Origin of the sequence: Streptomyces sp. NBC_00464 (assembly GCF_036013915.1) — a bacterium.
In the GTDB taxonomy this organism is placed as follows: Bacteria; Actinomycetota; Actinomycetes; order Streptomycetales; family Streptomycetaceae; genus Streptomyces.
Genome location: NZ_CP107899.1, coordinates 3,743,878 through 3,770,793 on the forward strand (window position 1 = coordinate 3,743,878; position 26,916 = coordinate 3,770,793).

Annotated in this window: 35 protein-coding genes; 4 read left to right on the forward strand and 31 right to left on the reverse strand. The window is 68.7% G+C overall.

Features of this window, described 5'->3' with window-relative positions; translation table 11 throughout:
* Nucleotides 1-44: 44 nt before the first annotated feature.
* From OG912_RS16725 to OG912_RS16820, 20 genes are all read right to left on the reverse strand, one after another.
* Nucleotides 45-542: a hypothetical protein gene (locus tag OG912_RS16725; protein WP_327710018.1), complete on the reverse strand. Its 498-nt coding sequence runs from the start codon at nt 540-542 to the stop codon at nt 45-47.
* On the reverse strand, nt 539-1,000 hold the full coding sequence (locus OG912_RS16730; RefSeq protein ID WP_327710019.1) for a hypothetical protein: 462 nt from the start codon (nt 998-1,000) through the stop codon (nt 539-541). The genes OG912_RS16725 and OG912_RS16730 overlap by 4 nt, the downstream gene beginning before the upstream one ends.
* A 10-nt stretch (nt 1,001-1,010) precedes the next feature.
* A complete protein-coding gene (locus tag OG912_RS16735; protein WP_327710020.1) occupies nt 1,011-3,461 on the reverse strand; it encodes a LamG-like jellyroll fold domain-containing protein in 2,451 nt (816 codons plus the stop codon).
* Between the two features lie 2 nt (nt 3,462-3,463).
* On the reverse strand, nt 3,464-7,168 hold the full coding sequence (locus OG912_RS16740) for a hypothetical protein (protein ID WP_327710021.1): 3,705 nt from the start codon (nt 7,166-7,168) through the stop codon (nt 3,464-3,466).
* A gap of 73 nt (nt 7,169-7,241) precedes the next feature.
* Nucleotides 7,242-7,814: a hypothetical protein gene (locus OG912_RS16745; RefSeq protein WP_327710023.1), complete on the reverse strand. Its 573-nt coding sequence runs from the start codon at nt 7,812-7,814 to the stop codon at nt 7,242-7,244.
* 10 nt (nt 7,815-7,824) lie between these two features.
* Nucleotides 7,825-8,358, reverse strand: a complete 534-nt coding sequence (locus OG912_RS16750; RefSeq protein WP_327710024.1) for a hypothetical protein — start codon at nt 8,356-8,358, stop codon at nt 7,825-7,827.
* Between the two features lie 39 nt (nt 8,359-8,397).
* Nucleotides 8,398-8,805, reverse strand: coding sequence for a hypothetical protein (locus OG912_RS16755; protein WP_327710025.1), 408 nt, complete (start codon nt 8,803-8,805; stop codon nt 8,398-8,400).
* 68 nt (nt 8,806-8,873) lie between these two features.
* Nucleotides 8,874-9,860, reverse strand: a complete 987-nt coding sequence (locus OG912_RS16760; protein ID WP_327710026.1) for a phage tail tube protein — start codon at nt 9,858-9,860, stop codon at nt 8,874-8,876.
* A 1-nt stretch (nt 9,861) separates the two neighbouring features.
* Nucleotides 9,862-10,092, reverse strand: coding sequence for a hypothetical protein (locus OG912_RS16765; protein WP_327710027.1), 231 nt, complete (start codon nt 10,090-10,092; stop codon nt 9,862-9,864).
* A gap of 25 nt (nt 10,093-10,117) precedes the next feature.
* A complete protein-coding gene (locus tag OG912_RS16770) occupies nt 10,118-10,585 on the reverse strand; it encodes a hypothetical protein (protein ID WP_327710028.1) in 468 nt (155 codons plus the stop codon).
* Nucleotides 10,585-11,397 (reverse strand): hypothetical protein, encoded by an 813-nt coding sequence (locus tag OG912_RS16775; protein ID WP_327710029.1) that lies wholly within the window; start codon nt 11,395-11,397, stop codon nt 10,585-10,587. The genes OG912_RS16770 and OG912_RS16775 overlap by 1 nt, the downstream gene beginning before the upstream one ends.
* Nucleotides 11,398-11,409: 12 nt before the next feature.
* Nucleotides 11,410-11,865: a hypothetical protein gene (locus tag OG912_RS16780; protein WP_327710030.1), complete on the reverse strand. Its 456-nt coding sequence runs from the start codon at nt 11,863-11,865 to the stop codon at nt 11,410-11,412.
* Nucleotides 11,865-12,269 carry a hypothetical protein gene (locus tag OG912_RS16785; RefSeq protein WP_327710031.1) on the reverse strand — a complete coding sequence of 135 codons (405 nt, stop codon included), beginning with the start codon at nt 12,267-12,269 and terminating at the stop codon, nt 11,865-11,867. Before OG912_RS16785 ends, OG912_RS16780 begins: the two co-directional genes overlap by 1 nt.
* A gap of 66 nt (nt 12,270-12,335) precedes the next feature.
* Nucleotides 12,336-13,568 (reverse strand): phage major capsid protein, encoded by a 1,233-nt coding sequence (locus OG912_RS16790; protein ID WP_327710032.1) that lies wholly within the window; start codon nt 13,566-13,568, stop codon nt 12,336-12,338.
* Between the two features lie 73 nt (nt 13,569-13,641).
* The gene (locus OG912_RS16795; RefSeq protein ID WP_327710033.1) at nt 13,642-14,454 is read right to left on the reverse strand and encodes an HK97 family phage prohead protease; all 813 of its coding nucleotides are present in this window, start codon (nt 14,452-14,454) and stop codon (nt 13,642-13,644) included.
* On the reverse strand, nt 14,451-15,647 hold the full coding sequence (locus tag OG912_RS16800) for a phage portal protein (RefSeq protein ID WP_327710034.1): 1,197 nt from the start codon (nt 15,645-15,647) through the stop codon (nt 14,451-14,453). Before OG912_RS16800 ends, OG912_RS16795 begins: the two co-directional genes overlap by 4 nt.
* Before the next feature lie 113 nt (nt 15,648-15,760).
* Nucleotides 15,761-15,955: a hypothetical protein gene (locus OG912_RS16805; RefSeq protein ID WP_327710035.1), complete on the reverse strand. Its 195-nt coding sequence runs from the start codon at nt 15,953-15,955 to the stop codon at nt 15,761-15,763.
* The gene (locus tag OG912_RS16810) at nt 15,952-17,496 is read right to left on the reverse strand and encodes a terminase (RefSeq protein WP_327710036.1); all 1,545 of its coding nucleotides are present in this window, start codon (nt 17,494-17,496) and stop codon (nt 15,952-15,954) included. Before OG912_RS16810 ends, OG912_RS16805 begins: the two co-directional genes overlap by 4 nt.
* Nucleotides 17,456-17,704, reverse strand: coding sequence for a hypothetical protein (locus tag OG912_RS16815; RefSeq protein ID WP_148019692.1), 249 nt, complete (start codon nt 17,702-17,704; stop codon nt 17,456-17,458). The genes OG912_RS16810 and OG912_RS16815 overlap by 41 nt, the downstream gene beginning before the upstream one ends.
* A gap of 276 nt (nt 17,705-17,980) precedes the next feature.
* On the reverse strand, nt 17,981-18,421 hold the full coding sequence (locus tag OG912_RS16820; protein ID WP_327710037.1) for an AAA family ATPase: 441 nt from the start codon (nt 18,419-18,421) through the stop codon (nt 17,981-17,983).
* Between the two features lie 65 nt (nt 18,422-18,486).
* On the opposite strand from OG912_RS16820, the gene OG912_RS16825 reads away from it, so the two are divergent.
* Nucleotides 18,487-19,032, forward strand: a complete 546-nt coding sequence (locus OG912_RS16825) for a hypothetical protein (protein WP_327710038.1) — start codon at nt 18,487-18,489, stop codon at nt 19,030-19,032.
* 32 nt (nt 19,033-19,064) lie between these two features.
* Here OG912_RS16825 and OG912_RS16830 read toward each other — a convergent pair whose 3' ends face one another.
* Nucleotides 19,065-19,349 carry an HNH endonuclease gene (locus tag OG912_RS16830; RefSeq protein WP_327710039.1) on the reverse strand — a complete coding sequence of 95 codons (285 nt, stop codon included), beginning with the start codon at nt 19,347-19,349 and terminating at the stop codon, nt 19,065-19,067.
* 16 nt (nt 19,350-19,365) lie between these two features.
* Nucleotides 19,366-19,713, reverse strand: coding sequence for a hypothetical protein (locus OG912_RS16835; protein ID WP_327710040.1), 348 nt, complete (start codon nt 19,711-19,713; stop codon nt 19,366-19,368).
* Between the two features lie 591 nt (nt 19,714-20,304).
* Here OG912_RS16835 and OG912_RS16840 point away from each other — a divergent pair.
* Both OG912_RS16840 and OG912_RS16845 read left to right on the forward strand, forming a co-directional pair.
* Nucleotides 20,305-20,433, forward strand: coding sequence for a hypothetical protein (locus OG912_RS16840; RefSeq protein WP_327710041.1), 129 nt, complete (start codon nt 20,305-20,307; stop codon nt 20,431-20,433).
* A 313-nt stretch (nt 20,434-20,746) separates the two neighbouring features.
* The gene (locus OG912_RS16845) at nt 20,747-21,319 is read left to right on the forward strand and encodes a hypothetical protein (protein ID WP_327710042.1); all 573 of its coding nucleotides are present in this window, start codon (nt 20,747-20,749) and stop codon (nt 21,317-21,319) included.
* Between the two features lie 5 nt (nt 21,320-21,324).
* Here OG912_RS16845 and OG912_RS16850 read toward each other — a convergent pair whose 3' ends face one another.
* The 9 genes from OG912_RS16850 to OG912_RS16890 all read right to left on the reverse strand — a co-directional run bounded on the left by OG912_RS16850 (nt 21,325) and on the right by OG912_RS16890 (nt 26,402).
* Nucleotides 21,325-21,624: an endonuclease domain-containing protein gene (locus OG912_RS16850; RefSeq protein WP_327710043.1), complete on the reverse strand. Its 300-nt coding sequence runs from the start codon at nt 21,622-21,624 to the stop codon at nt 21,325-21,327.
* Nucleotides 21,621-22,028, reverse strand: a complete 408-nt coding sequence (locus OG912_RS16855; RefSeq protein WP_327710044.1) for a hypothetical protein — start codon at nt 22,026-22,028, stop codon at nt 21,621-21,623. Before OG912_RS16855 ends, OG912_RS16850 begins: the two co-directional genes overlap by 4 nt.
* Nucleotides 22,029-22,180: 152 nt before the next feature.
* Nucleotides 22,181-22,552: a hypothetical protein gene (locus OG912_RS16860; protein ID WP_327710046.1), complete on the reverse strand. Its 372-nt coding sequence runs from the start codon at nt 22,550-22,552 to the stop codon at nt 22,181-22,183.
* Between the two features lie 146 nt (nt 22,553-22,698).
* Nucleotides 22,699-22,908, reverse strand: coding sequence for a hypothetical protein (locus OG912_RS16865; protein WP_327710047.1), 210 nt, complete (start codon nt 22,906-22,908; stop codon nt 22,699-22,701).
* Nucleotides 22,909-22,925: 17 nt separating this feature from the next.
* On the reverse strand, nt 22,926-23,060 hold the full coding sequence (locus OG912_RS16870; RefSeq protein WP_327710048.1) for a hypothetical protein: 135 nt from the start codon (nt 23,058-23,060) through the stop codon (nt 22,926-22,928).
* Between the two features lie 146 nt (nt 23,061-23,206).
* The gene (locus tag OG912_RS16875; RefSeq protein WP_327710049.1) at nt 23,207-23,947 is read right to left on the reverse strand and encodes a hypothetical protein; all 741 of its coding nucleotides are present in this window, start codon (nt 23,945-23,947) and stop codon (nt 23,207-23,209) included.
* Nucleotides 23,944-24,498, reverse strand: a complete 555-nt coding sequence (locus OG912_RS16880; RefSeq protein WP_327710050.1) for a hypothetical protein — start codon at nt 24,496-24,498, stop codon at nt 23,944-23,946. The genes OG912_RS16875 and OG912_RS16880 overlap by 4 nt, the downstream gene beginning before the upstream one ends.
* Entirely contained in the window at nt 24,495-25,850 is a 1,356-nt protein-coding gene (locus OG912_RS16885) for a hypothetical protein (RefSeq protein ID WP_327710051.1), read from the reverse strand. The genes OG912_RS16880 and OG912_RS16885 overlap by 4 nt, the downstream gene beginning before the upstream one ends.
* A gap of 99 nt (nt 25,851-25,949) precedes the next feature.
* On the reverse strand, nt 25,950-26,402 hold the full coding sequence (locus OG912_RS16890) for a hypothetical protein (RefSeq protein ID WP_327710052.1): 453 nt from the start codon (nt 26,400-26,402) through the stop codon (nt 25,950-25,952).
* Between the two features lie 133 nt (nt 26,403-26,535).
* Here OG912_RS16890 and OG912_RS16895 point away from each other — a divergent pair, with 133 nt between their 5' ends.
* Complete coding sequence (locus OG912_RS16895) at nt 26,536-26,886, forward strand: hypothetical protein (RefSeq protein ID WP_327710053.1); 351 nt, start codon at nt 26,536-26,538, stop codon at nt 26,884-26,886.
* The last annotated feature ends 30 nt before the right edge of the window (nt 26,887-26,916 follow it).

Sequence of the window (26,916 nt, forward strand, 5' to 3'; positions counted from 1 at the left end):
AAAGCCCCGGCCGGATCGGCTCGGGGCGGGGTGTACGGGGTGGGTCAGGTGGCGGATTCGTAGGTGAACGTCATCCTGAGTTGCGCGCCAGCAGCGTGGGTCTCGGGCTTCGTCGGATTCATCCACGTCAGCCGGGTGTTCGTCGCGCTGTCGGAGAAGAACGGGGCGGTCGTGCCGGCCCCGGACGAGATGACCATCTGCCCAGCCCACCGGGCGACACCGAGAAGCTGGGCCTGGCCGACGGCAGCCATTCCGCTCGCGGCCGCGGTGGCGGGGAGACTGAACCCGTAGTCGCCGGATCCGTAGGTGGTGGTGGACCCGGTGGTGAGATTGATGTTGCAGAACACGATCCTGCCCAGCTTCATGTACCGGCCGGTCAGTGTCCCGTTGTTGAGGACGGGGTTCGTAGTCGATGCGGTCCAGGTCGGGGTGTACGGCGTCCACGCACCGAAGAACGAGTTCAGCTGGTCGCGGATCTCCTGGTTCATCAGCGCGGCCGTGACCGTTTCGCCCGCACCCCAGGTACGGGGAGCGACGGTCACGACTGCACCTCAGGCTGGACCGGCCCCGGGTCCACGATGGGCACGTTGGGGTTGGTCGGGTCGGCAAGGTTCCACCAGAACCGGCGATCGAGGGCCAGCGCCTGAGCCTCCGCGGCCGCCACGTCGTCGGGCAGGATCAGCGGCACCCAGTCCCGCATGCACATCACGCACCCGAACCGCGGGTCATTGACCGACACGATCCACGCAGACCCGCAGGCGTCGCACTCGGCCAGCCAACGACCGTCATCGATCCGCGCATACAGGCCGGGGTGGTCCGGGACGGTAGCGGTGGGGACAGAGACCCGGCGGTGCAGGTGGGTCTCAGCCCACAGGTAGACGAGCTCCGCACCGGGGATCTGCGACCAGTCCTGTGTGGGCTGGCCGCGCCTCGGCGGTGGCGGCAGGTAGTACGTTTCCGCCTGCACGATGGCGGTGGCGGGCAGTGCTGTGGCACCCATGAGTTCTCCGTCAGTAGGCGAGGCGGGTGGTGTAGCCGAGCTGGGAGTAGGCCGGATCGTCGAGGACCCAGACGCTGTCCCGGCTGCTCGCGCTGGTCCGGAACTGGATCAGATGGCTGTTCTCTTTGATCGTTTCGGTGTAGCCCTCGACGGTGACGCGCATCTCCGGTGCGTTGCTCTCCGCGGGCAGGTCGTACACGGTGAAATAGTTCGAGATGTCCGCGTCGAGGATGTCGAGGAACTCGGGCAGCGTCGCGGCTTCGATCGGCACCTCGCGCAGCTCGGGTTGTGGGTCGGCGTACCGGGACACCAGCCAGGCCGCGGCATCCGCGACCGAGTTGTCCGTGGTCTTGAGCACGTTCAGCTGTTGCTCGTACAGGCCGAACTCGGTGACGGACGCTGGCTCGCTGACGATCTGCGTCGCCCCGCCCGGCCGGGATGCCTCCACCTGGTTGCACAGCTTCTGATCGTCGTCAGCCAGCCGTGTCCCGGGTTCGACGTCGGCGTAGGCGATCGTGAACGTCTCGTCGAACGGATCGGGGTTGTACCGCAGGTCACGGGACTGGTACGCCAGCCCGTAGTAATCCCTCTCTGCGAACAGCTTGCCGCTCTCCGTGGTCTCGACTTCCCGCAGCCGGGCTACAACCGACGTGCCGGCGGGCCCCTGCGATGCGACGGGATCGAATGTGGTCCCGAGGAGCGTGACCGAGTCCAGGCCCGCGTACCGGGCGAGACGCTCGACTCGCCAGTCCGACGACTCGCCGCTGAATCCGGTGCGCGCGTCCGAGGACACGGCGTACACCGAGCCGACCGGGCCAGTAGCCAGATGGAGGGACACGTGCGCGATCTGCCCGGAGAACAGACGGGCCGACCGGTAGCCGCCCACGTACATGGTTCGCACGTCCGGTGTCGACGCGGCCAGCAGTGTTCCGCCGACAGCCGCCCCGTCCACGTAGACGCGCTTTGCGGCCCCGTCGTAAACGATGTGGTGCCACGCCCCGTTGGCAAGGTTGCCGCTGGTTGTGGTCGCGACGGTGAGCGCGGTGCCGTCCTGTGTCGACTCCACGGTCAGGATGCCGCTGCCGTTGAGGGCGAGCACCAGCTGTACCGTCAGCGAAGGGTCGTGCAGGCCGAGGATCGCCCGGCCCGCCGTCGACGTCTTGATCCACACCTGTGTGTGGATCAGCCACGTCGCCATGTTCGCCGCCATCTGCGGGCCGAGGTCCCCGACCAGGTACCGGCCCGCCGTCGCCGACGCGGGGGTGAACGTCGGTGCGCTCTCCCCGGTTTCGGGGACACCGTCCCCACCGAAAACCAGGCTCCCGCCAGCCCCCACCTGCGTGGACGCCAGGGCGCCGATCCCCGACCCCACGACGGAGCCGGCGGACGACGACTCGGCGGGCTCGGACAGCGGGAAGTACGCGGCCGGGAAGCTGAACGTCCCGGTCGTCGTGTCCCTGGTCAGCACCTCCATGCCCAGCATGCTGCGAAGCGGCGGCTGCCGGTTGAGGCGCTTGAACAGGTCCGTTGCCGAGATGGAGACGGACGACAAGAGCCCTTCCCACTGCACTGGCCACTCGTTGACCATGCCGTAGAAGCGCGGCCGCACCTTCGCGCCGAGGAGATCCCACTCCATGTAGTCCGCGGTGCCACCGGTGCGGGTCGCCGTGAACTCCACCTGCACGGTGTCCGTGGCCACCCACGCCGGGGTGGGCAGCGACCGGTAGACCGTCCAGTCCCACCCGTCCGGGCTCGCCTCGAAACGAAGGACGCCGCTGCTCTCGCGAATGCGCAGCCACGCATGGGCGATCGGGTCATACGGGACAGTGACGGCACCGGCGTCCGTAGACCCCACCTCGGACGCCGCCCGCAGCTGGTTGGTTACGGCGTTGTACGACCAGCGGACCCGCGTCCCAGACGTCTGCGAGTAGATCCACATCGACACCGACGTCGACGACGAGCCGTTCGCCCCGGGCGCCGTGGACAGCTTCACCGGCAGGGATGCCCCCGCCAGCGACCATTCCCGAATCGACGTCTGCCGGGACACGACACCCGACACGACCGGTAGCCGCAGCCGACCCCCTGTCTGCACCGCCCCACCGGACGACGTCCACATCGTCGGGTCCATCACGCCACTGTCGAAGGCGTCGCCCAGCATCGACAGTGAGTACGGCGCCGCCCCGGACCGGACAGGCACGACCGCCTGACTGATCCTGAGCGGTGCGTTGGGCCGGACATGCGGGTAGAACGGGCTGTCCGGGTTCCCCGGTGTCAGAGCCCCGTCCGCATTGTCGAGCCGCAGTGACGCCGTGCCCGGCTGGATCTCGGACAGTTCATCCGCCGCGCCCCGGGTGATCGACACCCCCTGGACCTGATCCACCCGGCGGGTGACGTCCGACCACAGAATGCTCTCCTGGGACTGGATCAGCCCACCCCAGCCCATCTCCACAAGGACCGGCACGGCTACCTCCCCACGCTCAGGTTCACCGTGGCGCCCTGCGCACGGCCCAGTTGCACCAGCACCCGCTGCACCTCCCGGCCCACCGCGACCGGGTCCATGGCCTGCTCGACGGTGACCGCCACGTTGTAGACCACGCCACCCCCACCGCCCATGACCGCGGGCCGGCCGATGACCGGCTGCATCCCGGCGACCCGCCCGGACACCTCGCCGAGTGCGGCGTCGAGCATCGGCATGGGCTGCGTCAGTCCTTGCGCCAGGCCCTCCGTGGAGTACCGGCCGACCTGCGCCATCACCGTGCTGGGCGACTTGATGCCCAGCGCCTTCTTGATGGCCGTCTGCATCCCCTTCGCGATCTTCGTCATCTGCGTCTCGATCGCGTCCTGTTGCGACGTCAGCCCCTTCAGGAACCCGGCCCCGGCCTGTGAGCCCGAGTCGTACATAGCGTCCGCCCCGGCCTTGCCCAGCGACGTCGTGGCCGAGTCGAGCGCGGTCTGAGTGGAGTTGATGGACTTCAGCGTGGTGGACGAAGCACCAGCCAGGGCCGACGCGTAGGCGTACCCCTGCTCCGGACCCATGTCGAGGATCTGCCGAATGAGGCCCTTGGACAGGCCGCGCTTGGCCAGGGTCCCGATGTAGCTGGTGAAGGTCTTGATCTTCGCCAGCTTCGCCGCCAACCCGGCCTTGATGCTGCCGGCCGACACTTCGCCGTCCGCGATACCGAGCTGCCCCAGCGTCGTTTCCTGACGCGCGGCTGCCGTGACAGTGCCCGCGAACTTCTTCGCCGTCGCGATCGTTGCGGCAATGTCGTCCCGCCTCTTGGCCAGGACCTGCAACCGCTTCGTGTCGCGGTTGACCATCGCGACCAGCCGGGAATCCTTCGTGGTCCGCGAGCCCCTCCACGCAGCCCAGATGTCCCTGACCAGATCCTTCGAGACTGCACTGATCTTGCCCTTGGACCCGGTCAGCCCGATGATCAGGCCCCGGCCCGCGTCGGCCGCGAGCGCCTTCGTCTTCTTCGACGGGCTCGCGATCTCCAGCTCATCCCGAATCCCGTACAGGACCGCAGCCCCAAGACCCCGGCCACCAGCCGTGACGGCATCCGTCGACACGCCCATGCCGGACCGCAGCCCCGCACTCGCGTCCCGGCCGGCCCGCGCCGCATCAGACACCATCGCCATGCTGTCGGAGTGGGAGTAGATCTCCGTCCCGCCCCCACCGAAACGCATGAGCTCGGGGCCCTGCTCGCCAACCCAGGCCAGTTCGCCCGGCTTCGGCTTGCCACCGGAGGCGAACCCGCCGATGGACTTCGCGAAGCTGGACACACCCGAGTGTGATGACCGGTACTGCACCATCACGCTGGCGGTAGCGGTTCGCCCATCCATCGCGGCAAGCTCTCGCTTCGCCTGCGCGATCTTCGCCTGAAGATCGCCGATGTTCGCCTTGACCTGCGCCTTGCGCGAGTCAGGAACCTTCGCCAACCGACTCTTCGCGTCGGCCAGCTTTGCCGCCAGATCCTCCAGGTTCCCCTTCAGGCGGGCGGTCTTGTCCGGTGTCTTCAGGATCTGGTCCGCGAGCTTCCGGGCCTCATCCCGGTTCAGTCCCATGGCGTCGGCTGTCGCGATCAGCTTCTCGCGGCCGCGGGCATAGATGCCGTTGACGGTCGACCATGACGCCCCGGACTCCCGGGCCTGCGCTGCCGCCTCATCCGTCTTCGACGCCAGGTCGTTCAGCGCAGTGGCTGCCGTCCGGGCCTTCTCGCTGTTGAGGTTGAGCTGCCCGCCAGAGATTGACAGGGCTTCCTCGTTGCCCTTGATCGCCTTCGTGGCAGCATCGATCGCAGCCTCGAACCCGATCATCCCGCCCAGACCCTGCCGGTGGGATTCGTTCAGCGCACTGATGCTCTGCCGCAGCCCATCCGCGCTGGACTTCTGCGCGTCGAGCTTCGCCTGCACCTGCTGAGCCTGCGTACCGAACAAGCCCATCGACTGGGCGGCCAGCTGCTCCTCGAACGCCTTGTCCGCCAGCGCTTCCTTGTACTCGGTGAGCTTGGTGTTCAGGCCAGCTGTCTCGTAGTTGTTCTCGCCCATCTGCTTCTTGATGCGGGCCAGAGCAGCCGCGGCCAGGTCGGCCTTGCCGCCGGCCACGAGACCAGCCAAGGACTTGTCGAGCGCCTCGACTTCCTTCTTCGCGTCCTTGAACGAGATGGGGTTGTCGTTGAACCGCTTGAAGAACTCGTCGCCGTCCTTGGCCGACATGAGGTTGAGGCTGGCCATGAGGCCGCTCAGGTCCTTGCCGAAGACTCTGGCCGTTTCTCCCGCGACTTGGCCCGAGTCGGCGAACCGGCCCAGGCTGGACGTCATCTTGTCGATGTCCGGTGGCGCAGACTTCCCCATCTGCGACAGTTCCATAAGGCCGATAACGAGCAGTCCAATACCGGCGCCGGCCAGGGCGATCTTCGCGCCTCGCGACATGGCGCCAATCCCGGCAGTGACCGCAGCCAGACGGCCCGGTGCCGCGGCAGCAGCCGACCGCATCGCGACGATCTCCGCAGTGAATGCGGCCATCGCTGCACGACCCGCGGCCATGCCGGCCGCCGCCAACTTCGCAAGCTTGATCGCTACGACCAGCTGGAGGATCGTACTGACCGCGTCAGGTGGGACCGCCGCCACGATCCCCGACAAACCGTTGACGACGTCGAGCAGCGAGACACCGACACCCGAGGCCCCGACGAGGACATTGCCCAGCGCCTGGCCGACGTTGCCGAGAGTCTCCGCAACGACCGGGCCCTGCTCGCGGGCGAAGGCCATGAACTCGCTGAGACCGCCGCCGACCTCACCGGTGTCCACGGTCCGCATCAGATGGATGAGCTGGTCGTCGACCTTGCGAAGAGTGTCGTTCGAGAACTTCGTGAACTTCTGGGTGACCCGGTCCAGGCCGGGTGACGCCATCTCGCCACCGAGGACCGTCATCATGCGGTCGAGCTCGTGCCCCGTGCCCTTGACCAGACCCTCGGTTTTCGGGAGCAGGCCGTTGGCGATCGCGAGGCCCTTGTTGAAGGCCGGCATCGTGTCGTCGGCCAAGCTGTCGGACCAGTTCTTGGCCGAGTCTTTCAGCAGTCCGAGCGCAACCGCGGCTTCGCGAGTCTCCGGCGGTAGATCCGCCAGCACCCGCTGATATGCCAGCTGCGCCGTGATCGCTGCTTCGGACGTGCGGCCGCTCTTACTGACCGCGTCCTCGTACTTCTGCTGTGCCTCGCCCGCCTCGGAAAGGGCGGAGATCTGCGGGATCAGCGCGCCCGTGAAGGCAATGGCGGCGATGGCCACGGCGCCGGCCCCGGCGGCGAGCGGCGCCAGGGACGCGGCGGCCGGGATCGCTGCCGGGGCCAGGCTGATCAGCGACGCTGCGAGTTTCTCGCCCACCGTTGACGCGCGGTCCGCAACGGCCGACCAGTCCGCCGTACTGCGCCGGGCCCCCGTGATGCGGAGGCCCGTGAGCCGGGCCGCGTCCGACGTCGTGAGGAAGCGGCCGCGAAGGTCCCGCAGCCGGCCGTCCGCGTCCTGTGTGAACGCGCGCAGGTCCGAACTCGCGCCGCCTGTCACCCGCTGAAGGCGCCGACGGAAATCCTCTGAGGACTCACCCGCGCGACGCATGACGGGGGTCAGACCGTCGCGACCATCGAGCACGAACGTCAGGCGGGTGGACGCCATCACTCACCTCCGGATTGCTGGGCCTGCTGGTGGGCGTCCATCCAGATGACGAGCGCGTAGAAGTCGTCGACGATCAGCTCGTCGACGTCGCGGGGTCCGAGGTGGAGGAGGTGGGCGAAGAGTCCGAGGTACTGGGCTCGGAGATCTGGGATGTCGAGATCGAGGACGTCGTCGGCTCGGGTGCGGCCTCCGACGCTGCCGATGCTTCCCCGGCCGGGGACGGGTCTTTTCCCTCAGCCTCGGCCTGGCACTTCTCGATGTACGCGCGGGCGTGCTCCGGATCGGCCGCTGCCTCCGGTACCTCGGCGAGCGCCAGGACGACCTGCTCGATCGTCACGGTCGGGTCAGTGGCCCGGTAGGCGAAGCCGTTGTTCACCCAGTCCTCGATCTCCCGCTTGTCGTAGCGGGTGGTCAGCTCCTCAACACCGGGATCGAACTCCGCGAACCGCAGGGTCGGAGCGTGACGCTTCCGCAAGACCCAGACGATGCCCCGCATGGCGTCAAGGTCATCGAGTGGCAGCCCCTCCTTGATGGCCGGCCACGTCTTGTCGATAGTCCGGCCGACGATGGATGCCTCCGACGACAGCAGGGTCCGGACGTCGTACTGCTCCGGCTCTCCGCCCTCGGGCGTGTAAACAATGATCATGATGGGTTCCCTACTCAAGTTGGCGGCGAACGTCATCGAGGATGCGGTTGACCTCGGCGGTCATACGGGGGGTATGGGTGCGGACGGTCTTGTCCCACCACAGGGGGGTCGTGGTCTGGGTCGCCCACCGACGGCGGTTGGCGAACACTGGATGGCGGATGCGGCCGGGCGTGCCCCCGCGGCCTCCGTCGTTCAGCACGCCGGGCATGGTCCGCAGGTCGCGCGGCAGCCGAGCGAGATCCACCCAGACTCGCGCGCCAGGGTTGCCGGCAGTTCGGACACTGATCCGGATCGCGGCCGCGATCGTGGCGCGCATGGGCCTGGTCGTCGGGGACGGGCCCCCGCGCTTCCCGGAGGCGCGGCCTGCCGATCGAATGGGCAGGCTACTGACTGTGTTCTTCAGGTCATCGCGCAGCGGCTCGCCCGCACGCCTGATCCGCCGCTGCATGCTGCTGCGGATGTGCTCGCCACCGGCCGCCCTGAGCCTGCGTTGCAGGTCCAGGAGCTGACCGGTACCGAGGATTCGTACGGAGGAAACAGCCACCTGACACCTCCCGGTAGAAGGCGCCAAGGGCGAGGCAGATCAACAGACGATGTGGCCGAACGCCTCGACCTGGCGGTTGATCTGCTCCTGGGTTCGAGGGGGCCTGTTGCGGCAGATCACGGTGGTGCCGCCTTCAGCAACCCACGAACTGGCAACTCCTCCGTGGCTGCTGCAAGCCCCCTGCCTTCCAATGGACTGGGACGACCAGCCATCCGCGCAGGATGTCCCCTGGAACGTCCACGTCACTGGGGTCTCAGGCGGGGCCGGCGTTGGGGAGTTGGATACGCGGCGGGTCGAGTCATCGTCCTGGAAGAACGAGACCTTCACGAAGACCACAGCGATGATCAGGAAGAACGCGACGCCTGATACGACGACGGTCCCCTGATACACGACCTTGATCGCCTTCTTCAGACGACCCCAAGCGCGCGATATGCCAGCAATCCCCACGCCCTTGCCTCCCCCGAGCCGCGTCCCCACACGGCGTTCGAATCGTACTGCGGGAACGGGCTCAGATTTCAGAGGGTGATGTCCGTGGACATGTACTCGATCGACGGGACGTTCGTGCCGTTCGACAGCCCGGTGAAGTTGAACGTCGGCTTGACCAGGTCGAAGCCTTCGACGGTCGGCGGTGCGTCGTCGAGCTTGATCACGGGGAGCTTCACGGTGAACCGCTCCGGGTTGGACGCGGCGATGATCGGGCCGGTGAAGTCCCACACGAATGACATCCCGCCGTCGCTGGTGTGCAGGTCATCGAGCACGGTGTCGACGTAATCGCCCTCCAGCGAACCGGTGATCTTCACCTGGTCGTTGGTGATCGGCTCGGCCTTCGTGCCCGACTGGCCGGCGTAGTAACGCTCGGTCGCCTGCGGCCGCTCGATCTTGACGCTGACCTTGCGAATGCCGTCACGCGCCACCTCGGACGCGTACGTACCAGTCTTCACCGACATCTGCCCGAAGTGAAACGGCGACATGCTCGGGTACGTGGCGACCGCGAGCACCGACGTCTCCTCAACGTCCTTGCAGTCGAGCTCGAACGAGACAGTCAGCATGCCGCCAACCTCGCACGAGAACTCCGCCGAGATCACCTTGCAACCCAGGAAGTTCTTCCTCGTCACAGTGCCCGTGGTGAGCGGGAGACCTTTCTGCAGCGTGAGGCTCTTGCCCGCGACGTCGGCCAGGAGGTGAGTCTGGAGGTACGCCGCCGTGGCAGCCTGCTGCACCGGCGTCACTGTCGTACCCATCAGCGACTGGAGCAGGACTCCCATCGCCTTGTTGGTGACCTCCATGTCCAGGCTGCCGGCGGCCGAGCGCTGGGTGACCACGCGCCGGGACGACAGCGGCATCAGGCGCCCGGCCGCGATGCCTGCGGACTGTGCCGTCACCTTCTTCAGTTGAAGGGATTCCTTCGTGAACTCCACGAACTTGGTGGGGGCCACGTAGGTGCCGTAGGTGGTCTCGGCCGCGATGCCGACCTGCGCCCCGAGTCCGGATCCGATCGCCATGTCAGGCCCCCGTCTTGGTGTCGGCGGCCTTGGCCGCGCTGGTCTTCTTCAGCCCAGGGGCTGGGGCCTCGGAGGCCTTGGGCTCCTCGACTCCCTCCCATACGTGGGGCTGGCAGGCGTAGCCCTCGTACCGGCCGTCAGGGACTTGGACGACCTCGTCCGGGTGGACAGTGCGGCTGCCGAGCTCCGGCACGGTGACCGGCTCGGCGCCGATGTAGCGCACTCGCGCCATGGCGTAACTCCTCATGTGGGGATGGTCAGATGCGGGCGCGGCAGGTCACCGTGAAGGCGAGGCCCGCGCGAATGCCCTGGTCGGTGTTGGACTGGTGGAGCACGCCGCGGGTGAGGTGCGCCCACTGCACTGCGCCGTTGAGCGTCGGTGCCTCCGGGTTCGGGCCGGTCGCGCGGATCGCGTCCTCGACGACGGCCAGGAGCTCGAAGGCCCGCAGCCGGCAGACGCTCACATCGGAGTCGCCGGACCAGGTATCAATCCAGCCCGCGATCGTGAAGTCCTCGTCTCGCCGCCTCGCACCCGCGTACGCGAAGTCCTGCACGGTCTCGGCCGCGGTGTCGCCGTCGGGGGACCAGCCGACCGCGAGCAGGTCCTGGTCGGACATGTCGCCGACCGGGGGCCCGTCAATGACGTTCACCTCGGCCAGGGCCGGTGCGGCCCGAAGCACGGCCAGCAGCGCAGCGATTGCGCCGGGTACTGCAGAGGTCGCCATTACGCCATCCCTGGGGGGATCTGGTCCGGGTTGAGCAGCTGCACAGCCCGGTTCGGAATCGCATATCCCAGGCCCGGGATCGGCTCGGTGACGTCGAAGTCACCGACGCCGAGCTGTGGCCGGCCCGGCCCCTGCTGAGTTCTCCACAGGTGTTGAAGGATGATGCGGGCGGCTGCGGTGATGTTCGCGTCGATGATGCGGCGCCCCGCCTCGTACGTGACCCGGAGCGGCCCGGTGAAGCAGCCGCCAGTGCGCAACCGCACGATGCCTGTCGACTCGTCGAGGTCGAGGCCAGCGACCTCGTACGACGTGCCCCCGGACAGCACCGAGGCCACCGAGGTGAGCGTCAGGGCAGGGACCTGGCGCAGGGCCAGGGCCTCGACCAGGCGCACCGGGTGAACCTCGGTGACCGTACGGACAACGACCGGACCGACGAACCACTCCACGGCCCGGGTCGTTGCCTCGACCCAGAACCGGACCTCATCCCGATCCGCTGCACTCTTCTTGTTGAGGTGGTCCATGGCGTCGGACAGCGACACGATCGACGGAGGAACTGCATCTCGAACGTCGAATGAGTCGGTGTACGCGGCGCCGGGGCCGGTGAAGAGCCAGCGGACGGTATGGCGGCCGGCCTGCGCCGTGGGGTAGTCGGCCTGGTACTGGCCGGTGGCTGTCTCCTCGACGGGCGGTGACGTGCTTGTGCCGTCGGGGAGTCCGATGGTGAGTACCGCCGTGGCGGCGGTGGTGAGGGTGCCGTCCGGGTCTCGGCACTCAGCAGTCAGGCGCGCTGTCGCGCCGAGGTCGTACGGCACCCTCGCCTCCTTCTACCGGGTCTCGATGCCGTCGCGCAGGTCGCCACCGTGCGAGGCCTCGGCAGCCAGCTCGGCGTCCGCCTGGTCGGCGGCGGCGCGCGTTTCATCGTTCGCGCGGGCCTGCGCGAGGACGGTCTCCCGCTCCTTCGCGATGCCCGCCCGGTTCTGGCCGGAGGCCTCGACGTCGAGCACCCGCACCGCCTCCTCCTCGCCGACGTCGACGAGGTACGCCAGCACCTCGCGGTTGCTGTGCTCGGCCGGGTCGAACGCCTCGGCCTGTGACAGATCGTCGGCGGGCGGCACCCGGTCGGGAGCCACCGGCGGCGGAGACGGAATTTCGTCCGCCCACACCGCGCGATATCCGTCCGCCCACTTCGCCGCCTCCTCCTCCGCCAGTTCGACCAGGTCGCCCGGCTGCCAGGAGAAGTCGAGGCCCGAGACCGCCTCCAGGATTCGGATTCGCAGCATCAGGCGTGCACCACCGGAGCGACCCGAGGGTTCGCCAGGAGGACCTGCGCACCGAGGGTGCCGCCCGACGTCGTACCGGCCGCCGTGAGCGCAGCGCGAAGGTAGCGCTTCTGGCCCTTGTAGCCGATGACGAACAGCTTGTTGTCGTCGGCCGCGACGATGGCCGGCTCGACGCCCTGAAGCTCCGACGTGGCGACCGCGGTGAAGTTGGTGTTGTCGTCGGACTCCTGAACCTCGATCGTGTGGGTGCCATCGGTGATGACACCGGTGTGCACCACGACCATGGCGTCCTGGAACAGACTGCCGTTCGTGGCCCGGTCCACGCCGGTGCCGTTCGATGATGCGGTGCGGGTGGCGATCGCCAGGGTCTCCCGCAGGGTGACGTTGCTGTACGCGTCCCTCATGACGCGCTCCTCTCAGGTCATGCCGGGCCGGGGATCAGAACGGCCCAGGGCTAACAGCGGGATGGATCAGGACGCAGGGTGCTGGTACAGCCGGATGGCGTTGGAGTCCTGGATGCCGCCGTCGAAGCGGGCGAACCCCAGGAAGGCGACCTGGAGGTACTCGGCGTACCGCTCGACCAGGCGCAGCGTCTGGACGTCGAGGACCTGGCGGATGACGTAGCCCGCCTTGAAGTCGCCGAACGCGATGCTCTTCGCGTTGGCGGCCGGGCCGGGCATCGAGTCGTCAACCGTGTACGCGAACCCGTTGATCGTGGCCGGGAACCCGGGCGCCGGGATCGGCTGCCACAGCGGCCGGCCGTCCAGGTCCTTGAGCTTCCGGAGAACCTTCAGGAGGCTGTCACCGAACAGGTACTTACCGTTGGCCCGGTAGGCGCTGTTCACCGAGTGCTCCAGGTCGACCAGGTCGTCGTAGACAACCGAGGTGACCTGGCCGGAGGCGCCCGTCTTACCGACGACACCGCTCGTGACCAGGCCCTCGGGCTGGTCAACGCCGGTGCCGGTGACCCAGGAGCGAGCGGCACGACGGCCAATGCGCTCGCCCAGCTTGCGCGGCACCCACTGCTCCAGCCCGAACGCCGAGTCCTGGAGCAGCTGAACCGGGAGCTTCACCTGCTTCGAGCTCGCGGTGAACGCCTTCAGCTTCCGGCCACCGAAGGAGAAGTCCTGCTCGCCGGCGGCCTGGTTCTCGCCGAGCCATTCGCCCTCGTTGGCGGTGTCGTCGTTAGTCGGCCACGGGAGGTCGGCGCCCGTCGCCGTGGTGATGACCTCCGCCAGACCGAGCAGGCCACCGAAGGCCTTCATGGCCTCGGTCATCACGTTGCGGAACTCGTCGGGAACGAGGAACCCGCCAGCGGTGTCGGGGGCCGTGCCCTGCGCGCGGGCGTCGTTCTCCATGAGGAGGAGACGCTGCTCGGAGGAGAGGCGGTCCATGCCGCCGCGCAGGTACTGGGAGAAGGCCCCGGCGTATCGCTCGGCCGCGTTGTCCTGGTCGCGGTCCTCGGGGGTCGGGCCGGTGGCCGTGACGATCTGCGACCGGTCGACCTTGTCGAGGGTGGCCATCTTGTTGAGGCGCTCGATGTCGCCGGACACCTCGGTCAGGCGGGCCTCGGCCTGGTCCCAGTTGCCGCGCTCCTCGGCTGTGAGGTCGCGGTCCTCGGAGTCGGCGGCGGCCTGGATGTCCTGCATCCGCTGCCACGTCGTGTTCTGCTCGGTGATGAGGCGCTTCAGTCGCTCGCTCATGGGGTGTGCTCTCGCTTCCGTCATGCCAAAAGGCCCGGCACGTGGCCGGGCTGGCGGGTGAGTGTGGGTGGTGCTACTTGCGGGGGAGGCCGAACCGTGCGGCCAGTGCCCGCATGCGGAGGTCCCGCGCGGCGTGCTCATCCCGAGTGGCATCAGCCGGCTCGGTCGCCTCGTCGGCGGTGTCCTCGGTGGTGCTCTCGCGAGTGGACTCACCCGGCTCGCGATCGTCTGTGGTCAGCATGTCGAGCAACTCGGGCCGGTACCGGGCCCGCCGCTCGATCGCGGCGAGGTCGCCGCGGTACGCCAGGGCGGTAGCCACGGCGCGGAGAGAGGCCTCGGTGTCCGTGTACGCGGGGAACGTCACCGCGCTCACCTCGAACAACTTGACCTCCTGGATCGTGCGGAGCTCGGCCTGCACGACCTGGTCGTCCTTCGTCTCGACGTCGATGACCTGCCAGTCGTCCTTGACCACCTGGAAGCCGAACGACATCCCCGTGATGTTGCCGTTCCGCAGGTTCGCGCGGAGGTCCTGGACGTACGACAGGGCGGGGTCGAGAGCCGAGTCGACCGGGAGGCCGCGGGCATCCTGCGCCAGCGACAGCGTGCCGGCCGACACCCGGGACACCACGTAGTAGGTGTCGTGGTCGATCAGCATCCGTGCGTCGCCCTCGGAGATGGTCTTCGTGAAAGCCCCGGGGGCGATCTCCTCGTAGAAACCCCACCTCAGGGGATTGCCGATGCTGGTGCGGCTGTTGAAGACGGCGGCGTATCCGAAGAACCGCTCGGCCGTCGCGCCGTCCTCGCCCGCCCGGACCGCCACCTCGGCCGTGGACAACGGCAGATGGCGGCGCTCCTCCAGGGCCGTTGCCCGCGTCAGGGTCCTCATGTGGTCTCTCCGGTTTCGTCGGGGGTGTGCATGAGGCGCTGCGCCTCGGCCATGAGCGCGGCCGCGCGGGCCGCGTTGCTGCCGGCAGGAGGCTGCGCGTCCTGTCCGGCCAGCGGGTTGAAGCCCAGCGGCGCCATGTACATCGGCTGAAGGTGAAGGTCGCCCTCCGCGCCTTCGAGCGGGGGCAGGTCCTCCAGGTCGAGGATGTTGTTTGCCGAGTAGGCGCCGACATCGCGCATGGCCCGGTAGAAGGTGGCGCGCGCTGCGCTGTCGCCTCGCAGCAAGCCGCCCAGCTGGTACTTCGCGGACATGTCCTTGGGCAGCAGCTCCTTCGTGATCCGCTGCTCTGTTGGCGCCAGCCACGTCGGCGACAGGTCCCACGTCACGAATCCCTGCGCCTGCTGCTCCAGCCCCGTTCCCCAGCTGGTGCTCTTCGAGGTCTCCATCAGCAGGAAGAGCGGGACGCCGAACATGCGCGCCACTTCGCTGATCTGGAACTCTCGGGACTCAAGGAACTGGGCATCCACGTTGGGCATCGCGACGGGCTTGAAGGACGCTCCGGAGTCGAGGACGGCCACCTCGTGTGCGTTCGCGACCCCACTCATCTTGGCTTTCCAGCGCTCCTTCAGCGCGTTGGCCTGGTCCGGGTTCAGCCGCTGCTCGGTCTGGAGTACGCCGCCGATCATGTTGCCCGAGCCGAACAGTCGGGCCGCGGAGATCTCGGCGGCCTGCGCCAGGCTGATGCCCTGCGCCGCCAGCCTCACCGGCGAGCAGCCGGTCAGTCCGTCGTAGCCCACGCCGGGGATGTGGAGGATCTCGTACGGCGTGAGGATGTGCTGAGCGCCCCAGTCGTCAGTGACCTGGAACAGCTTCCCCGACGGCAGGTCCTCGTCCGGTCGTACGCGCTCGACCTGGACCCGATCCGGGGTGATCGGCCACAGCTCCCGGATCTCCCCGGAGGTACTTCGGATCTTCTGCATGTACGTGTTGCCCCACAGCACCCGGTGTACGTACCCGAGCCGCCACAGCTCCAGCGGTGTCAGGTCGGGATGCGGATCCCTCAGCAAGTCGAAGGGCACCTTCTCCTTTGTGCCGGCCACGTACGTCGGCAGGGGCAGGGCCGCGGACACGTTCGAGATGACGTTCACCGACCGCCACACCGCCGGCATGTGCAGGCTGGTGCGCTCGTTCACCGCCACCCCGGCCGCCGTTGCCCGACCGCCGAGGAACTCTGCGAGCGACGCGGAGGTGAGCGGCGTCGCTGGGTTCTCTACGCTCCGCCGATCGAAGAGCCCGAACAGACCTGTCACTGCCGCTCACCCCCTGCCCCGCTACCACCGTGCTGCCCACCAGCAGCACGTCCCACTGACGCGCGTTCGCACGCCAGCACTCCCAGCACCCCGCCCACCAGCAGGGCCGCCGGGACGCTCCACAGGCCGATGCCCGCTACGGCCACCAGCACAAAGACCACCTCCGCGGCGAACAGCACACGCTCAGTCACCACAGGTTCGGCGCTCCTTCAGGCTCGATGTCCGCTCGCTCGGCGTAGCCCCACGACGCATGAGTGGCCGCGACCAGGGGCGTGATGTCCACCGACACCCCGCGCCTCGACCAGCCCCACCCGTCGCCGATCGGGCGTTTGTCCGCACCGGCCAGCGCGGTGGCGAGCGGCGCCTGGTCCAGGTGCACGAGCGTTTGGTCCGCGACCGCGTCGAAGAACTGACCGCTGGCGGCGGCGACCTGGCGCGTCGTCATCTCCAGCAGCAGGTCCTCATCACCGACCGTCTCGCGGCCGGCCTTCTCCAGCGCCTTCTTGATCGCGGGGATCAGCGACGCGGCCGGACCGCCCGAGTCGATGACGACCGCGCACGGCTGCCACTTCTCCACCAGCTCGGCCAGGCGCTCGACGACCCAGCCGGTACCGGGCCGGTGGTCGATGACCTCGACGTGCCGTGACTCCCCGCTCGCGCCGGCAGCGCAGATCGCACTGTGCGACCGCTCGGGAGTCGTGTCGACGGCGAACGCCACCGTCCCGCCGATCGCGGACGTCCCATCGCCCAGCGCCCGCCACGTCTCCTCGTCGATGACCCGCCACGTGTCGCCCTCCTCCGACGGGTAGTCCCCGACACCGAGGCGCTCACGCGCGAAGATCTCGTCACTCATCGTCAGTCGCTCCCGCTCTGTATGCGCCAGCGTCAGGCGATAGCCCAAGGCGGGATTGGCTTTCGCCACAGACAGTGGCGACAAGGGGTCGTCGTGATCGGTGCAGTCCGGGCCGCACTCGCGCACGTGGGGGTTGATCGACCACTCCAGGTAGGCGAGCGAAGGGTCTGGGGTTCCGGACTCCATGGCCGCGAGGGCACGGCGTCGTAGCCGGGCGAGCTGTACGGACGGTGAGCCGATGCCCGCGCTGCCCAGGTACCAGACCTGCGGGTTCTTTACGGCCGCCATGGTCGGCATCAGCGCGCCCATCGCGTCGTCGCCGAGGATCATGTCCTCGTCGAGCATGTTGCAGTCGCCGGTGAAGCCGCGGCCCGAGCCACCGCTACGGGCCAGGAACCGCAACCGCTGCCCGGTGAGGAGCTCGATGGCCTCCTCGCCGGTGGTGCGCCGTACGGCTTTCACGCGCTTACGCAGCGAGTCCGTGTTCGTGACCAGGGCGACGATCCGCCGGAACGCCTCGACGCTGGTCTTGAACTCGTGCGCCGAGTGGATGATCAGCCGCTCGCCGAGCAGGAACAGCCCGGCCAACTCTCTGGCCTCGATGATCCCGCCCTTGCCGTTCTGACGAGCAACGTTGATCGCGACCTCGAACGCCGACCAGTTCCCGTCCGGCCGCTCTCCGAGCCCCACGTGCATCGCGAACTGCTGCCAGTCGTCGAGCACGAGACCGGCCACAGCGGCCAGCTCAACGGCCTCCTGGCCCGCTGACGACGTGTACGGAGGCGCGGTGAAGACCCGCGGCCGCTGCACTCCCCGGGCGTCTGGGACGGGGACCAGGTCATGCGCCACGGCGCTGGGCCCGTCGAGCAGCGAGGTCATCGAGCGCGTCCCCCTCAGTCTGGACGGGGGCGAGTTTCCGCAGGTCAGCAAGGGTGGCGCGAAGCTCGCGCGCTGCTACGGCAATCGCGGTGGGGGCATCACTTTCGTCGATCGCCTGCGCGAGCTGGATCGCGAGATCAGCAAGGCCCGGCGCGATCTCTCCGACTCCGAGCTGAGCGATCTCGTCGCGCGTTCCGTCCTCGACCATGACCGCACCCCCGATCACAAATCTGACGACGTGTCAAATAACTCGGGAGGTAACTTTTAGTGACGGGCTGGATGTCACTTAAAGTGATGTCGATCTTGGTGGCGGAAAGTGACTTCTTTGGAAGATCATTTTCATTTCGGTCCGCGCAAAAATCACGGCGACAAGGGCGTTTGGGTCGCCCGCCTTCGGGCCCAACTTTTGATCCACTCTCTCCCCCGGGCCGCGATCATCGGCCTGATGATCACGGTCTGGAGGCGGGCCGGAGCCTGGGAGTGATCACCAGTCGCGTGATGCCTGGGTGGTTACCGGGCGTGATCCGCCCTTGCGTCGGTCCCGGTACCAGCGGGTGACGACGCCCTCCATGGCGGGCTGGCGCATGTCTTTGACTCGCTGTCGAACGATCGCTTCGCCTGGATCGACGGTGATGATCCGTGCGCCGAGGCGCTTGTATCTGGTGCGTGCCTTGGCCCCGGGAATGGTGTGGATCAGGTAGACGTCGGCCCGGTCGAGTAGCTGCTCGGCCTCGGCGATGGCGGCCTGGCGTGCGCGGTAGACGACGCGGAGGAGTTCGGGGCTGTGGTTGTGGTGATCGGCGCCGGGGCCAGCCATGGCGAGGGCGATGACGTCGAGGTCGATGACGATGTCGCGGGGCTTGGCGTGGGCTCTGATCCAGGAGGACTTGCCGGCTGCGGGTGGGCCGGTGACGACGTACAGCACGAGTGCTCCTGCATGGGACAAGGGCTAGCTGAGCGGAAGCGTGGCGAAGCGGGCACACTGCTGCGATGGAGATGTCAGAGACCTTCGCGGCAACGGTGGCGGGAGTGGCGCCCGTCATCTGGCTTGTCGGGGCCCTGGAGATGCACCAGTACGCAAAGCGCAGGGCGGATGAGTCCCGAGCTCTGGAGAAGCTCTATGCCGAAGGGCGAGCCGCAGCCGAGGGGGGCGATCCGGGGACTGTGCGTGAGGCGATCAGGCTGATGCAGGAGCGTGTGGAGCCGGTCCTGGCCTCAGCTGAATCGAACATGACCCTGCGGAAGGCGGTCTATTCGCTGTGGGCTGTGGTCGTTGCCGCACTGCTTGCAGCCGAATCAGGGTCGTTGATGTGGCTTGCCACCGGTGGAGGGACGGAGAGTGGTTTGGCCTGGCTCTGTCTCGTGGCGCTCGTGGCCGGGTTTGCGGCGGTGACGTCCTTGCCTGTGATCGTCACGTACGTCGAGATGGAGCAAGCGATCAAGAGGCGTCGTGAGCACGCCGGCAATATCGCCGCTTTGCTGGCGGCCGAGCGGCGGTCTCAGGCAGGCCCTAGCGAGCCGCCTGCGGGTGCATAAGGGGTCAGGGGCGCGGAAGCGTTGCGATGGCCCTACCACGTTCGTGAGGCTCGGCCCTGCTTGATGCTCGTGCGGTTGCCGCGGGCGCTGTTGCAGCGGCGGTGTGCTGAGCGGGCGTTGGCGGGGTCGAGGAGGTCGCCGCCGAGCGAGAGCGGGATCAGGTGGTCGAGGGTGAAGGCGTCGCGGTGCTTGCCCGCCTCGGGGCCGGTGATCTCGTACGCGATGTTGTGGCCGCAGAGCCAGCAGGGCAGGCCGAGGGAGCGCTGCTTGATGCAGAGGTCTCGGTAGCGGCGCCCGTTGCGGGGGTTGCCGGCCACGGGCGCCACCCCCTGGTTACTCGGTGTCGGCGCTGGCCGCGTCCTCGATCTGCTTCTCCAGGTCGTCCTGGCCGTTCTCGTTGACCTGCTGAGTGATCGCCAGGAGCGTGTCGAGGTAGTCGGCTTCGGGGATGTCGGTGCAGGCGTCGGGGCGGGGTTCGTCGGCGCCGAGCTGGTTGCCGGCGTTGATGTGGGCGTAGACCGCGTCGGAGCAGGCTTGGGCGGCGGCTTCGGGGTCGGCCGGTGCGGAGCTGGTGATGTGGCTGGGTTTGGTCTCGGGCTTGTCGTCGGGCGTGCTGGAGCAGCCGACGAGGGCGAGGAGCAGGGTGGCGCTGGTGATGGCGGCCGCGGTGATGGTGCGCATGGTCCCCCCAGGACGTTGCGTGATGAGGGCGACATCATCTGGTGCGCGATGGGGGGTTCGGGGGGAAGTGGCCGGTCTGTGACATGGAAGAGCCCCAGCCGCCCCACGGTGGGCGTGTGTGCTGGGGCTAGGTCTTGGTCCGGTGACAGGGGTGCCGCGCCTGCTCGGTGGACCTCCAGGGCTGCGGCTCAGGGCCGGAGCAGCTTCTGTGTCCGGGCACGCCGGACTTGGGGACAGGATGGGGCATTGATCGCGAATGCGCAAGGAAGCAAGGGTGTCCTGGATTCTGACGGGCGCCGCTTTCTGTCGGTCGTTGACCGGGGTGCTCGTGGAATGGGTTGCGGAAATCGCACCAGGTTTGGTCATTCGCAGGCAGGATCTTTTTCGGATCGTGCCTGGTCAGGCGGGACCCGTATCGCCGTGTGACGGTAAGAATCCATAGGGCCCACGCGTACCCGTAGACTGATGCACGCCAAACGACGTTCTCCAGAACTCGTGCCCTTGTGGCGCGAGTTCAAAGGATCCGGCCCCCGCTGTAGGGGTCGGTACGGTGCCGCAAGGGTGCCGGTGGAGGATGACCGGAGGTGGGGGTTGAGTTCCGATCTGGAGAAGCCCCGCAGGAAGTGGACGAGCGCCGAGCGGGCGCAGGTCTGGTTGGCTGCGGTGGGCATCCTGGTGGCGATCATCGCCCTGGCGGGGCAGTTCGCTCAGTACCGCTGAGCGCCCGCGCATGAGAACGGTCGGGACCGGCAGCTGCAACACGCAGCGAGCCCGGTCTGCTGATAGGCGACCGGGCTCGTGAACTGCGCTGGGTGGCCTTGCTCTTGCCGGAGCGGGGCCACCCTCTTTTCTATTGCACGGGCAATAGGTTATGAGCCCACCTTAGCGCACCCGTAAATGCGCTAACGAGGAAGCGGTAACGCGCTATCGGGCCCGTGGCCGTAGCGTCGCCCGAGGGTTCCAGTGATGGCAGGGACGAGAAAACGCAAGCGACCGGCAGACAGGTGATGTGCCGTGCGTCTAGCGTGCCGTCGTGAGTTCAGTGAACTGGGGCGACGCCCCAACCTGGGTGGCTGCGATCTTCGCGGGTGGGGCGGCATGGTTCGCGTACCTGACGATCAGGAGCCAGCGGAAGCAGATCGACGAGCAGCGGGTGTTCATCGGCGAGCAGTCGGCGAACTTGACGCTGGAGCGTGCGGAGCTTCGTGCTGCTCTGGAGACGCGCAGGTGGGCTCAGGCGAAGCAGGTCAGCATGACGTACACGACCCGTGCCACGTTGAGTTCAGGAACGATCACCGGTTACGAGGGTTGGTCGGTTGTGGTGACGAATGGCAGTGACGAACCGTTGGCGGACGTATTGGTCCGGTTCGGGGACACGTACAACGCTGCCAGCGCGGCGGAGCTCAGCGCGGCAGGACTCCCCGATCAGGGGCGGCGCGGTTTGCCAGTCAGCGTGATCGGGCCGGGGCGGCGGGTCCGGTTCGAGTCGCCTCGTTGGCCTGAGGCGACAGTGGACAACAACCTACCCACGGTCTGGTTCTCCGACGCTGCGGGTGAGGTATGGGTCCTCGGCTGCGACGGCGTGCTGAGGCCGGAAGAAGGGTGAGGTGGCTACCAGGGGCCAGAGCAGCCAGGGCAGCGCCGGGCGTACTCGATGAAGTCGGGGTCGCCGGTGTATCGCTCCCACCCTTCGTCGTACTGGCGCATGCGGAGGTTGTGTTGTGCGCAGAGCGGGCCTCGGATGTAGCCGTGGGTGTGGCAGTGGTCCCAGACCATGACGTTTACGGCGGTGAGTTCCGAGGGGGTGCAGCGGCGTTCGCTGTCGGCGAGCGTGCACGGGTGGAGAGCAGCACGCTCCCGCCGGCGGTCGGTGGGTTTGTACAGCACCCGCCACGGGGTCGGGCCAATCACGCGGAACCTGCGGTGCGGGGGTCGTGGCGGCGGCCGGTGAGGGCGGTGGTGATGGTGGTGCCGGTCCAGCGGTTGGCCATCTGGCTGGTGTCGTCGGGGGCGGGCCAGCGGTTCCGGGAGACGTCGGAGCGGATGGTGGCGGCGCTGATGCCGGTGAGTTCGGAGATCTCGCGTGCGGTGTAGAGCCGGCCGGGCTCGAAGGCGGCGGTTCCGCGGGTGAAGTGGGCAGCGATTGCGGCGTCGACTGCGGCGGGGTCGTAGACGTACGAGCGGCCGCGCTTGCCGATGGGGGCGGGCCAGTCGGGGTGTCGGGACCATTGGGCGCGGAGGGTGTCGTAGGCGCGGTTGTGGCGGGCTGCGATCTCTCGGAGGGTCTCGCCGTCGGGGGGTGTGGTGTCTACCATGGTGGTCCGGCCTTTCTGGCTGGGTGGGACCGGCAGCGTTTCGCGAGCACCCCTTGGGGTGTCTGGGCTTTGGCCTGGCGTTGCCGGTCTTCTGTGTGTCCGGGGTGCGGAACGGGGGCCGCCCCCGGCTGGGTGCCGGGGGCGGGTGACGGTTACTTCTGGGTGTCGTTCAGCCAGACCGTGAGGTCCATCAGGTGGTCCTCGGCCATGAGCAGGTTGGCGGCGACCGAGTGGGCTCGGGCGATGGTGAACTCCTCGCGGACGAGGAGGCTGTAGAGGTCCATCCCGCCGAGCCAGAAGGCGCAGACTGCGAAGAGCGTCGCCTGCTGGATCTCGGGCATCGGCTGGTCCTCGACGATGTCCATGAGGCGGCGGATGGCGGGGACGACCTCGACGTTGGAGACGGCGCCGGTCGGCAGGGTCACGGGGATGGGGAGGTTGAGGCAGACGGTGGCGAGCACGGTGTAGCTGGTGCTCAGGTGGTGGGCCATCTTGCCCATGGCCTGGTCCTCGAAGTCCGACATGGTCGGTCCTTTCGTGGTGGGTGGTGGTTGGGGTTCGCGGCCCCTTCCTTGTGTCTCAAGTATCGCATTTGATGTATTGAATTGCAACACCTTTGGTGAAGGGAGCGGCCCCAACCCATCACCGGGCTGGGGCCGCTGACACACCCTTACCGCCGCTGCCACCCGCTCAGCCGGTCGTCCGCCCCGACCACGGCCGACAGCCGCATGTTCGGGAGCTCCGGCAGCGCAGCCCCGACCGCGGCCGCGATCTCCGCCGCCGGGTACCGGACCGGGTCACCCGCGTCCGGCGCGTCCGCGACGACCTCGGCCTGGTCGCCGAACAGCAGCAGCACTTTCACGTTCACTCGCTCGCTCATGGGTTCATCCTCTCCGGTCAGCGCTTCGGCTGGTCGGTGGTCGTGGTGGGTGTCGGCGCCTGGGCGGCCGCCTGCTCGGCGGCGCGCTGCGCCTGACTGATCTCGTTCTTCGCCTGGAGGTCGGCGATGCTGATCGGATTCAGCGGTGCCATGATGCGGGTCCTGTTTCTTCGGGGATGGGTGACCGGGGCGGGCGATGTCTTGGCGGATGGCGCCCGCCTCGGGGCTGGTAGACCGGCGGTAGATCGGCCGGTGGATCATGGGTGGATGCCGGTGGACGCTGCGGTAGATGTGCAGGTCAGGCGGCGGTAGACGGGGCGAGTGACGCCTCGGTCCCCTCGGAAGGGGGGAGGGGCGGGAGCTGGCTCCTGACGACCCCCCGAGTCGGCCCGCGGCCGCCCTGCTTGAGCCTCATCTCCACGGGGATACGGAGGGCCTCCAGGCGGGCCCGGAGGTCGGCCACTGTCCGGCCCTCCATGTGGCCCCGTTTCTGGAGGGATTGCAGGACCTCGGAGAGGAACATCGCGGGGCGGTCGCCGAGGGCCTCGTAGAGCAGGCGCAGGACTGCATCACGGCGGTCCGGCTGATGCTCCTCGGGGGTGCCCGGGGCGACCTTTTCGGCCGGGCGGGGAGCAGCTGCTGCTCTCCATGCTGCGAGGGCCCAGAGGGCGGCGAGGATCCACATCAGCCGAGGGCGGGAGCGGACGAGGAGGAACAGGCCGGCACTGGCCGCTCCGATGATGGCGAGGCGCAGCCAGCATCCGAGGGCGGCGGCCAGGCCTTCGAGGTCCTCGCGGCGGCCGCGGTGTACCCAGGCGGTGAGGGTGGTGGTGAGGCGGGTCTGCAGGGTGGCGTGCCCGGTCCCGAGGCGCTGCAGAGCGCCGGTCGTGGCGGCCTGGATGGCCGCGGTGCGCTTCATGCGGTCTGCCCGTTGGCGAGGTCGCGGGTCGCGGTTGCCCTTCCACCAGGGCCTGGCGTTGCCCCACATGATGCCGAGGGCGGTGGCGACCCCGGCGAGGCTGAGTGCGGTGGCGTTCATCGGTGGACTCCGGTGAGGATCGTGACGATGTCGAACGGGTCGATGGCGCCGACCAGGCCGGCCAGGGCGACGGTGATTCCCCACACGCGCAGGAGGGTTCCGCCGTGGCGGGCGGTGCGGGCGATGCCCCAGGCGAGCGGGAGCAGCGCCAGGACGTAGCCGTGGGTGGCTCCCCACTCGTCGCGGGCCTGGCCGAGGGCGTACGCCCATGTCGTGGCGGCGCTGAATCCGGTGCCGGGGATGGGGATGACGGCCAGGAGAGGCGCCCCGCAGACCTGCCACGGTTTGCCGATGCCGCGGACTCCGGCGACGAGGCGCTGCCACCGGGTGGGCTCGGGCTCCTCGTAGTAAGGCTCGGTCTGAACGGTGACGAACACTTGCAGCGGGCGCTGCTCAGGCTCCGGGGCCGGAGCCGGGGTGGGCGGGGGCGGCTGTGCGGGCGGGGCGGGCTGCTCCCACCACGGCGGGAGTTCGCCGGGCTCGGGCAGGCGGTCGGGCAGCGGCGCACCCGCCGGGATGATGCGCGTCGGGGTGATCGGGCGATCGGTCACGGGGTGGCCTCCTGATCGAGGAGTGCGCGCATCCGCTGGGCTCGGGCCTGGCCGATGCGCATCCCCGTCTGAAGTGCGCGCAGCCCGGCGGGCCGTCCGTGGCGGGTGCTGTGGGCGGAGTCGATGAGGCGTGCAGCGGGCAGGAGTGCACGGTCCGCATCCGCATCCGGGGCGTCCTCGCAGTCCGCATCCGGTTCGTCGTCGGGCGACTCCCCTGCGTCGGTGCCGTCCCACGTGGCGTGGACGGCGAACAGGTTCTGAGCTGCGGCGGATGCGCTGTTGAGTGCGCGCGGGTGCGCGGATGCACTGGCGCGGAGTCCGATGGAGACCTGTGTCTCGGAGACGATCACGCCGTGGTCGAGGAGGACCTGGCGCAGTTCGTCCGGCCCGAGGCTGGGGTGCGCACATGCCGCGGTGACGACCGCGTCGAGCGGCTGCATCTGGCGCAGCTGCTCGTACGCCACGACGGGGGCCGGCCGGGGCGGTGAGGCGGGCTCGCGCATCTCCCACGGAGAGGGCAGGTCGAGGCTCGCGAGTGCGGTCGAGTGCAGCCGGGCGGAGAGGAGTTGCAGGAGTGCGCGCCGCTGCTGCGGGTGCGCTCCGACCTGAGCGCGGCCGACCGCGCGGGAGAGGCGGCGTTCGAGGCGGGCGGTGTACCAGGCCCAGCCGGTGGGGCGGTGCGCGAGGCGGGCGGCGAGGTCGACGGCGCGGCCGGTCCAGCGGTCGCGGGTGATCTGCTCCGCGGTACGGTCCCGGGTCGCGAGGCCAAACCGGGACAGCAGGCGCTCGCGGAGCTCCCGGCCGATGATCGCGGGCAGTCCGGTGGACAGGGCTTCGGGTCGGGCGACGCGGATCTCCAGGCCCATGGCAAGGTGCCAGAGGAGTCCGGCCATGATGGGGCCGAAGAAGGCGCGGACGGTACCACCGACCGGGCCGGACTCGGTGAACGCGGGGATGACCTGGACGCCGGTAACGACCCAGACGAGGATGCCGGGCACCCCAGCGGTGCCGGTCGACCCGTCGATGGCGGTGGCGGCCTTGTTGCGGCGGGCCATCGCAGCGCAGGCGCCGAGGGCAATCTCTCCGGCGGCGAACATGAACGCCCGCTCAGTGCTGTCCGTCATGCCGAGGCGGTGCTCGGCGAACCGCCAGGAGGTGTCCGCGCTGTAGGCGGTGCACACCATCGCGCCGAGTCCGGCCATGAGGATCGAGCCAGGTGGGAGGGCGAGGCGTCGCGCGGCGCGGGCGGCGGCCCACGCTGTGGCGATGAGGGTGGTGAGGGCGGCCGCGGTAATGCCGGCGGTCGGCCACGGGTGGGCGACCGCCCAGGTGATGAGCTGGTCTGTGGTCACGCTGCTACTCCGGGTGAGTGCGGGTGGCCGGGCCTGCGATGGGGGCGCAGGCCCGGTGACGGAGTGGGGGTCAGCCGTTGCGGCGGCGGGTGCCGGTGCTCACCGGGTGCCGCCTGCCTCGTTCCCGTGGATGCGGGCGGTGGCCAGGGCGGTGCGGGCGCTGGACGTGGAGCGGCAGGCGTAGTCCGCGCGGGCCTGGCGGTGGAGCTCGGCGACCCGCTCGGTCGGGGTGGCGCGGCGGCCGGCGCGGCCGCGGAGGAGGAGCGCGTACTCGCCGCGGCTGATGTCGCGGTCGTCGACCTGCGGCATGTGGCGGAGGAGCTGCTGCTCGGCGGTGTTCGTCTCGGGGGTGTCGAAGCCGTGCTGCTCGGTAGCGAACCGGAGGGCGAGGGCGAGGCGAGTGACCTCGCGCATGGCGAGGCTGGGGCGCTCGGTGCTGAGGCGGGTGGCGATGCGGAGGAGCAGGGTTCGGGTGGTGGTGTCGGGCTCGGCCTGGGCCCGGCGAAGGCCTTCGTCGGGCTGGGTGCGGTCGGTAGGCTCGGACAGGGTCATACCTCCTGGTGACACAGGGGGGATGGCTGGCCTCGGCCGGAGTTCGTACCTCTGACCGGGGCCGTAGTGCATCTGACAGGAACGACCGTAGCGAATAGTTGCGTCCAACGCAACTATTCAGAGAGGATGGGGCATGCCCGAGAAGACGCCGCGGAGGGAGGAGCAGCGCACGATGCTGACGTTCGCGCAGGCAGCCGATCGGCTTGTGGACGAGGAGATCGTCCGGAGCATGACGCCGGAAGGTCTGCGAAAGCTGGCGCGTACAGACCCGGAATGGCCGGTGTCGGACGACGACTATGCCACGGTCGCTGGTGCGCGCACCCTCCCCTACGAGCTGCTCGTCACGTACATGGCGACGCGCAGCAAGCGGCGAGGACGCGGGCCTGATCGCGCACCCCGGACGGGGCGCCCCAAGGCTCAGGAGACGACTGATGGCGCGGGAGATGATCCAGGGCCCGATGCCCCAGCCGGGAACGCAGGCTAGGGGTGGCGAAGAAGTCGCGGTGTACCAGCT